This window comes from Longimicrobiaceae bacterium, from assembly GCA_035696245.1.
Lineage (GTDB): Bacteria > Gemmatimonadota > Gemmatimonadetes > Longimicrobiales > Longimicrobiaceae > DASRQW01.
Window position 1 is genome coordinate 1 of the sequence record DASRQW010000350.1, and the last position, 8027, is coordinate 8027.

Annotated in this window: 7 protein-coding genes; 2 read left to right on the plus strand and 5 right to left on the minus strand. The window is 69.3% G+C overall.

The features are described from left to right. Positions 1-468: 468 nt before the first annotated feature. Together VFE05_16155 and VFE05_16160 are read left to right on the plus strand one after the other, a co-directional pair. Positions 469-723: a hypothetical protein gene (locus VFE05_16155; protein ID HET6231607.1), complete on the plus strand. Its 255-nt coding sequence runs from the start codon at positions 469-471 to the stop codon at positions 721-723. Continuing rightward, positions 720-1223, plus strand: coding sequence for a DUF2335 domain-containing protein (locus tag VFE05_16160; protein ID HET6231608.1), 504 nt, complete (start codon positions 720-722; stop codon positions 1221-1223). The genes VFE05_16155 and VFE05_16160 overlap by 4 nt, the downstream gene beginning before the upstream one ends. A gap of 216 nt (positions 1224-1439) precedes the next feature. Here VFE05_16160 and VFE05_16165 read toward each other — a convergent pair whose 3' ends face one another. The 5 genes from VFE05_16165 to VFE05_16185 form a co-directional block, all read right to left on the minus strand. Continuing rightward, positions 1440-3806: a bifunctional salicylyl-CoA 5-hydroxylase/oxidoreductase gene (locus VFE05_16165; GenBank protein HET6231609.1), complete on the minus strand. Its 2367-nt coding sequence runs from the start codon at positions 3804-3806 to the stop codon at positions 1440-1442. A gap of 384 nt (positions 3807-4190) precedes the next feature. Then, on the minus strand, positions 4191-5105 hold the full coding sequence (locus VFE05_16170) for a tryptophan 2,3-dioxygenase family protein (GenBank protein HET6231610.1): 915 nt from the start codon (positions 5103-5105) through the stop codon (positions 4191-4193). Between the two features lie 582 nt (positions 5106-5687). Next, positions 5688-5912, minus strand: coding sequence for a hypothetical protein (locus tag VFE05_16175; protein ID HET6231611.1), 225 nt, complete (start codon positions 5910-5912; stop codon positions 5688-5690). A gap of 314 nt (positions 5913-6226) precedes the next feature. After that, on the minus strand, positions 6227-7318 hold the full coding sequence (locus tag VFE05_16180) for a thiamine pyrophosphate-dependent enzyme (GenBank protein ID HET6231612.1): 1092 nt from the start codon (positions 7316-7318) through the stop codon (positions 6227-6229). 378 nt (positions 7319-7696) lie between these two features. Then, positions 7697-8027 (minus strand): IS481 family transposase (locus tag VFE05_16185; GenBank protein ID HET6231613.1); only part of this gene is annotated, 331 nt, incomplete at its 5' end.

Genomic DNA, 8027 nt, shown 5'->3' on the forward strand with positions numbered 1-8027 from the left:
CGCGCTCCATCGCGTCGTCGTTCGCCGCGGCCGCGTGCCGCGCATTCTCGTCGCTCATCCCGTTACCCTGGTACTGCTGAAGTGCCTGCCATTCACCCCCGCCGGCTCGTCCGCGCGGGGTCACAATTCTACCAAACATCCGTCGTGCGGGCCAGTCGTCCGCGGCGTGCAGAATCATCGTTGCGTGATTTCCCACGGTATACGCCGCGTAGCGGACAGATCTACCGCTCGCGCAGCATCACCGTCGGGAGGGAAGCCGCCGTGGCGCACCGTGGTCCGATTCTGTACCGCGCGTGGGCCGATCCCTTCGGAGCGTTCTAACAGCCTTTTTTCAGCGATACTTACGTCCTTTTGCGCCGAGCTTCGCCAAACTTGACAAACTCGCGGACCGCGAATAGGCTTGGGTTGTGCACCTGCGCAATTGCGCAACTAGGGATGTTGAGGAACACTCGGCACAGGCGCAAGATCATGGCGAAAGAGAACGTCTCGATCTACCGGGGCAGCAAGACCGGCGCCTTTTTCCGAGGCGTCGGCCGCACGTTGGACATGGGCGGGGTTACTCGGGGGCAGAAGTACGTCCGCCGAGGCGCCGCGGGGCGTTTCGTGCCCCGCGATTCCGAAGCCGCGGCTGCCGACTGGCAGGTCGTCGGCGAGAACCTGCGTACCGCGGTGGAGAAGGTAACGCAGCAGTGGCCTGCCACGGGCGCCCCGTCGCCTGCGTGACCGGCTCGAAGAAGAAGCGCGATACCCGCTCGGTGCAACCCAGCGCCTCCGTAACCAGGGCCGATGGTGCATCACGGACGTTCTCTGAACCCGTTCCCGCAGCGGTGTCTCAAGGGAACGTCCTCTCGTTTGCGATGGAAGCGAGGCATGGCCCCGTGCCCGACGCTGCGGAGCTGGCGCGATATGCCGACGTCCTGCCGGAGGCGCCGCGGCTGATCTTCGAGGAGTTCCAGCGCCAGGCGTCGCACCGGCGCGCGATGGAAGTCCGGGACATGGAACTCGAGGAGCAGGTAGTCCGCGCGAACATCGCCGCCGAAAAGCTCGGCATGTACACCGCTGTCGTGGTGGTCCTCTTCTTCCTGGCGGCAGCGGTTGGCTTGATCGTCTCTGGACACGAAACCTCCGGGACGATCATCGGCTCCATCGACATCGTAGCGCTTGCGACTGTGTTCGTCGTGGGCCGGTTTACAGACCGCAACAACGAGGAACCGGAGGAGTAGATTAGGGCGCACCCGGTCGGCGTGCGCTCCGCTCATGCTCCAGCCTCCCGGCACACAGCTTTCCGATGAGTTGAACGCGCACCGCAGCTGACATAGCTGGCGCGGACCTACAGACTCCGAACCAAGCCGCCGGCAACCTGCGAGTTGTTGGCGGTTTTTCGTTCTCCAGATCGTCGCACGCGATTGGGCCGGTATGCGACGGTCTGGCGCCGATGGTCAGATCCTCGCGCTGCCGGATAGCTCGGCGGCGCGCTGGAGGGTGCGTTCGAGCTGGCGCTTGCCGGTGACGTACTGGATGGGCCAGGGCTGGGCCGTGTAGCCCAGCTGCGCGGCGGCGTGCAGCGTCCAGTTGGGATCCGCCAGGTGGGGACGGGCCAGCGCGCACAGGTCCGCGCGGCCGGCGGCGATGATGCCGTTCACCTGGTCCGCCTCGGTGATGTTGCCCACGGCGATGGTGGGGATGCCCGCCTCGTTGCGGATGCGGTCGCTGTACGGCGTCTGGTACGTGCGCCCGTACACCGGCTTCGCGTCGGGCGAGGTCTGGCCGGTGGAGACGTGGATGATGTCCGCGCCCGCGGCCGAGAAGGCGCGCGCCACCTGCACCGCGTCGTCGCCCTCCAGCCCGCCCTCCACCCAGTCCGTCGCGGAGATGCGCACCGACATGGGCCTCTCCTGCGGCCACACGTCGCGCATGGCGGCGAAGACCTCCACCGGGTAGCGGAGGCGGTTCTCCAGCGTGCCGCCGTACTCGTCGGTGCGGCGGTTGGCGAGCGGCGTGATGAAGCTGGAGAGCAGGTAGCCGTGCGCGCAGTGCAGCTCCAACATGTCGAAGCCCGCCTCGGCGCCCATGGCCGCCGCGCGCACGAACTGGCGCAGCACCACGTCCATCTCCTCGCGCGTCATCTCGCGCGGCGGGCGCATGCCCGGCCCGTGCGCGAAAGGTGACGGGCCCACCGTCTCCCATCCCCCCTCGTCCAGCGGCACGTCGTCGCCCTCCCAGGGCAGACGGACGGCGCCCTTGCGGCCGGAGTGGCCGAGCTGGAGGCAGATCTTCGCGCGGCTCCAGCGGTGCACGTAGTCGGTGACGCGGCTCCACGCCCGCACGTGCTCGGGCTCGTACATCCCCGTGCAGCCCAGCGTGATGCGCGCCTCGGGCGAGATGCACGTCATCTCCGTCATCACCAGCCCCGCGCCGCCCATCGCCCTGGCGCCCAGGTGCACGAGGTGGAAGTCGCCCGGCGTGCCATCGACCGCCGTGTACATGTCCATGGGCGACACCACCACGCGGTTCTCCAGCGTCATCCCCCGCAGCCTGAACGGCGTGAACATCGGCGGCACCGGCTTCTCGGCAGATGCAGCCTCCGCCGCATCCGCCGCGGCGTCCCTGCGGCCGGAGGCGAGGCTGGCGAACCAGCGCTCCACGCCGGCCAGGTAGGCGCCGTCGCGCAGGCGCAGGTTCTCGTGGCTCACCCGCTGGCTGCGCGTGAGCAGCGAATACGCGAACTGCGGCGGCTCCAGCTGCACGTATCGCCGCACGTTCTCGAACCACTCCATGCTGTTGCGCGCCGCGTTCTGGAGCCGTAGCGCCTCGGTCCGGCGCTCGTCCTGATATCGCTCCAGCGCCGTCTCCAGCTCCGGCTCCTCGCCCAGGATGCGTGCCAGGGCGATCGCATCCTCCATCGCCAGCTTGGTCCCCGAGCCGATGGAGAAGTGCGCCGTGTGCGCCGCGTCGCCGATCAGCGCCACCTGGCGCGCACGGCCGTTCTCCGCCGGCGGGAGGGCGTGGTGCCAGCGCTCGTTGCTCACGCGCGTGAAGTTGAGCCACGGCTGCTTCAGGTGCCGCGCGTTGCTCTCCAGCCGGTGCCCGTCCAGCCACGGCGCGAACATCTGCTCGCAGTAGGCGATGCTCGCATCGATGCCCGCCTCGTCCAGCCCCGCGTTGCGCCACGAGCGCTCGTCGCACTCCACGATGAACGCCGAGTGCTTCGCGTCGAAGCGGTACGCGTGCACCTGGAAGACGCCGTGCTCGTTCTCCACAAAGATGAAGGTGAACGCGTCGAACAGGCGCGTCGTTCCCAGCCAGATGAACTTCGCGTGGCGCACGTCCAGATCGGGATGGAAATGCTGCGCGTACTTACGGCGGATGGCGCTGTTCACCCCGTCGGCCGCCACCACCAGGTCCGCGTCGCCCAAGCCGATAGAGCCGAGCTGCGCGTCGTCGGCAACCTCGCACTCGAAGCGCAGGTCCACGCCCAGCCCTGCGGCGCGCTCCTGGAGGATCTGCAGCAGCTTCTTGCGCGCGATGCCGCTGAAGCCGTGGCCGCCGGACGTGATGGTGGTGCCGCGGAAGTGGACGTCAATGTCGTCCCAGTGCGCGAAGTTGTCGGTGATGCTGGCGTACGTCTCGGGGTCGGCCGCGCGCAGATTGCCCAGCGTCTGGTCCGAGAACACGACGCCCCAGCCGAAGGTGTCGTCGGCCCGGTTGCGCTCCAGCACCGCGACCTGGTGCGACGCGTCGGCCCGCTTGAGCAGGATCGAGAGGTACAGCCCCGCCGGCCCACCCCCGATGATGACGATCTTCACGCGCGCTTCTCCGCCGGTGCTGGGAACGTGGATGTGTTCATCGGGAGATGTACGGCAGGCTACGGTTTCGGCGATGGAATGCCGTGCATCGCCTTCACCGAATGCGCCGGTGGATTCGCATCACCCGATCCGCCGATGGCTCACGGTGGATACGACACGCGCCGAGCGCTGGGGTGAATCGGCCGAACCGCGAAGGACGCCGGACGGCATCGCGCCACACCGCCGCCGACCGGTAGGGTCCGACCTGCGTGTCGGACCGCGCCGCCGCAGCGATGGTGCGGAATCCAGGCACGATCGCTGCCGAAAGGCGGGAGCACACACAGGTGCTTCGCCTACCTGGCGGATGGTGCAGTGCGGTTCAGAGAGCCTTTGGAATGCGACGGCTCAGTAACCTGCCGGGCAGCCGCTGCCGTGCGGCGCCGGGCCCTCGCCGTCGTCGTCGGTGCCCAGGACGCGGCGAACCTTAGGGGTGTCGGCGCCGGCTTCCTCGGCCACGCCCAGGCTCAGGTGGCTGCGCATGGCCCACAGCTCGGGGAAGAAGCGGTTGTCCACGGTGCCGCGCAGGTAGCCCGCGCCGTCGCTGCCGCCCGTGCCGGGCTTCCCGCCGATCACGCGCTCCACCATCTGCACGTGGCGGAAGCGCCAGAGCTGGAACATCTCGTCGTACTCGATCAGCGCCTCGGCCAGGAGGAACAGGTCGTAGTGCTGCTCCGCCTCGCGGTACAGGCGCATGAACGCCTGCAGCCGGGTGCGCTCGGCCGCGTCGTCGCCCGGTTCCGGCAGCTCGAAGCCGCGGGCGCGGAGCAGCGCGTCGAACACGTCGCCCAGGCCGGGCTCGCGCAGCCGCCGCTCCAGCCGCTCGCGCTCGGCCAGGTTCGCGCCGAAGCCGTTCAGGTGCCGCCCGTCCTTGAGGCCCGACACGAACTCCAGCTCTCGGAACTGCACCGATTGGAAGCCGCTGGCCGGCATGATGTGGTCGCGGAAGGCCAGGAAGTCCATGGGCGTCATCGTCTCCAGCACCGAGAGCTGCGCCACCAGCACGCGCTGGATCTCGATGCAGCGGCGCAGCAGGCGCGTGGCTCCCAGCACCTCGCCGCGCGCCAGGCGCGCGATCACGCCGTCGATCTCGTGCAGGAGCTGCTTGAACCACAGCTCGTAGACCTGGTGGATGACGATGAACAGCGTCTCGTCGTGCTGGCCGGGGTCGGAACGCAGCTCCTGGAGCGCCAGCAGCTCGGGGATGCGCAGGTATCCGCCGTAGCTGAGCTTTCCGTCTCCCACCGGCAATCCGAACGACATCTGGCTCTCTCTCCCAGTGGTGCGCGCTGTGTGATTGGGAAGGTACGATGCACGGCCGGAGGGTTTCGGGCAAGGCGGGGGCCCTCACCTGGCTCGTGCCTCGCCTGTCCTCTCCCGGAAGCGGGAGAAGAAACGGTGGTGGTGCGGCCGGGGCGGTGTGCGGGTCGAGCGCGAATCCCTGCGGCCGGGCGGCTGGCGACTCGCGCTGCGCGCTGCGGGAGGGTGCGGCGAGCGGCATCGGCGCGGCGGTGCCGGCGGCCGCGGCAGGGATGGATGGGCTCGCGGTCATGGTGCGGCCGGAGCCCGCGGAGGCGGGCTTCGCGCCTTTGTAGCCCCGCGGGTTTACCCGCCAGGGCGATGCCGGAGCGCCGATGTCCCTCTCGAACCTCGTCTCCGCATGCCGCACCGTGGTGGACGAGCCCGCGAACCGGCTTCGGAACCACCGGCCGGGGTTACCCGCAGGAGCGATGCGGCTTTGCGCGCTCATTGTCCGCGGCACGAGCCAGCCTGCACCGAAGCTTCTCCCAACGCGAAGGGGCGGCATCGCTGCCGCCCCTTCGCGCGTGCCGGACGTGGACGGTGCTACTTGTCCACGCCGTACCGCTGCCGCGCGCCTTCCTTCACCACCGCCACCACCTCGCTGGTGTCCAGCCACACGATCTCGACCGTGCCCTGGTTGGTGATGGAGATGGAGCTGGGGCGGCCGCTCTCGTCACCGTCGATCTGCGCGGTGCCGTTGGGCAGGTCGATCACGGCGCCGCCGCGCAGGTACACCGTCAGGCGGCCCGTCACTTCCTTCTTGCTCATGGAGGCTCCGGAAATAAGGAGTGAAAGGGGAGGGCGGCCCGGTGCAGCGCCGCCCGCTCACCTGCAAAGCTGCGTCAATCGCCCGTCCGAAGCAACCGCCGCACCCGCCAGCCGACGGCCCCAACCGCGCCCGCCGCGACGCCCAGGCGCTTTCCGCCCATCCGAATCCGAGTAAACCGTTCCTGCCTTCGGAGAGATGTATCGCACACGGTCCAGTCTACCGGAAGCAGCCCACGCAGGTGGCCGTCGTGCCGTCGTAGCCCGCGGCCTCAGCCCCAGGGCGCTCCGGCAGCTCCGAATCTTCCGAGACCAGGCTACGCGTAGACGCCCAGCTCCGCCGTCTCGCCCAGCGGCATGGCCGTCTCGCGGCTGCGCAGCGCCTCCTCCGCAGCGGCGTCCACCTCGGCGGAGACGGCGGCCTCGATCTCCTCCAGGCGGTCGCGGCCGAAGCCCTCCTCCTCCAGCCAGGCCTCGTACAGGCCGATGGGGTCGCGCTTTCCCCATCTCCCGAAGAAGTCCGCATCGAACAGGGCGCGGGCCTCGCGCTCGTCGTGCGTGGCGTGGCCGCCCATGCGGAACGTCTCGGCCACCAGCAGCGTCACGCCTTCGCCGCGGCGCGCGCGGTCGGCGGCGATGCGCGTGGCAGCGAAGGCATCGAGCACGTGGTTGCCGTCGAAGGTGCCGCCCGCCACGCCGTACATGGCCGGCCACGCGTGGAACTCGCCGCCGCAGTGCTGCGCCAGCTTCGTCCCCAGCGCCACCTGGTTGTTGTGGATGATGTAGATGCACGGCAGCCGCTGCACCGCCGCGAAGTTCATCCCCTCGTGGAACGCCGCCGTCTTGGTGGACCCGTCACCCACCCAGTTGAGCGCCACGCGGTCCTCGCCGCGCTGCTTGAACGCCAGCGCCATCCCCGCCGTCACCGGCACCACGTCGCCCACGTGGCTGATGGGCGTCAGCACGCCGTAGCGCAGGTCGCCCGTGTGCAGGTCGCGGCCGCCGCTGGGCCCGTCTGCCGTGCCCAGGTAGCCGCGCAGCAGGTCGGCCACGGACATTCCCATCTCGTGGCAGGCCCCCACGTTGCGGATCATGGGAGAGACCACGTCGTGGTCCGGCCCCGACCGCCGCAGCGCGTGCACCGGGCCGATGGTGGCCGCCTCCTCGCCCACCCCCAGCCACGCCTTGCTGATCACGCCGCTCTTCACCCACCGCTTCAGCGCGATGTCGTGAAGGCGGTTGCGCAGCAGCCCCTCGTACAGCCCCAGCAGCGCCGCCTCGTCGAGCGCGCGGATGATGGCGGCGCGCTCCGGGTCCGCGTCTACACGCGCGCGGAAATCCTCCACCAGCTCCGGGTCGGCGGCCCAGGTCACGTACTCCGGGGGATCGTAGGCGGCGAAGCGCTTCATGGGGCGGTGCAGGGGGATGGAAAGCGGCTGCGGGAACCCCGCACGATACCCCCGCCGCCCCGCCCTCCGCAATGGGCGGCAACCGAAAAGACGCGGGATTTACTAAAGCTTCGGCGGGACGAGAATCACATCCGGCAGGTGCACCAACAACCCATCCGCGAACTCCTCGCCGAGGGCGAGTGGTCGCGAAACTCATCCCCCGGCCAGCCAATCGGCGCTCGGCTCGAGCGAGAACCCTCCGCCCCGCACCGGCCATCTCCCCTCCCCCAGGCAGTTGTAAAGGCCGGAGACATCCCTGACAGGTGTTCGGACAGATGCTTGACACTGGTGGGGGGCGGGAGGAGAGTCGCCGGCGGCGACTCTCCTCCCGCAGTCGAATCACCCGCGGCTGGGGCGCACCGTCCCCTCCCGCAGGTCCAGCACGGCGATCTTCTGCTTGCAGAAGTAAACCGCTAGCTCTGCCTCCTTCTCGCTCTGCCGCAGCGCCACCGGCTGGCCGTGAAACGCCTTCGAGAGCCGCCACTCCCGCCCTGCGTAGCTGATCCAGCCTCCGTGCTGCACCTTCCTGACCACCTCTCCCGCTTCGTACTCCACCGCAGAGAGCCGCTGTGGCAGCATACGCTCGCTCGGCCGGTAGCGGGTGGCAGGCACCTCCAGGCCCAGCGCCTCGTGAGGACGGACGTGGTTGTATTTCGGCCGGTACAGGTCG

Coding starts and splice junctions, on each gene's coding strand:
- VFE05_16155 (HET6231607.1), top strand. CDS start 469: ATGGCGAAAGAGAACGTCTCGATCTACCGGGGCAGCAAGACCGGCGCC.
- VFE05_16170 (HET6231610.1), bottom strand. CDS start 5,105: ATGTCGTTCGGATTGCCGGTGGGAGACGGAAAGCTCAGCTACGGCGGA.
- VFE05_16175 (HET6231611.1), bottom strand. CDS start 5,912: ATGAGCAAGAAGGAAGTGACGGGCCGCCTGACGGTGTACCTGCGCGGC.
- VFE05_16180 (HET6231612.1), bottom strand. CDS start 7,318: ATGAAGCGCTTCGCCGCCTACGATCCCCCGGAGTACGTGACCTGGGCC.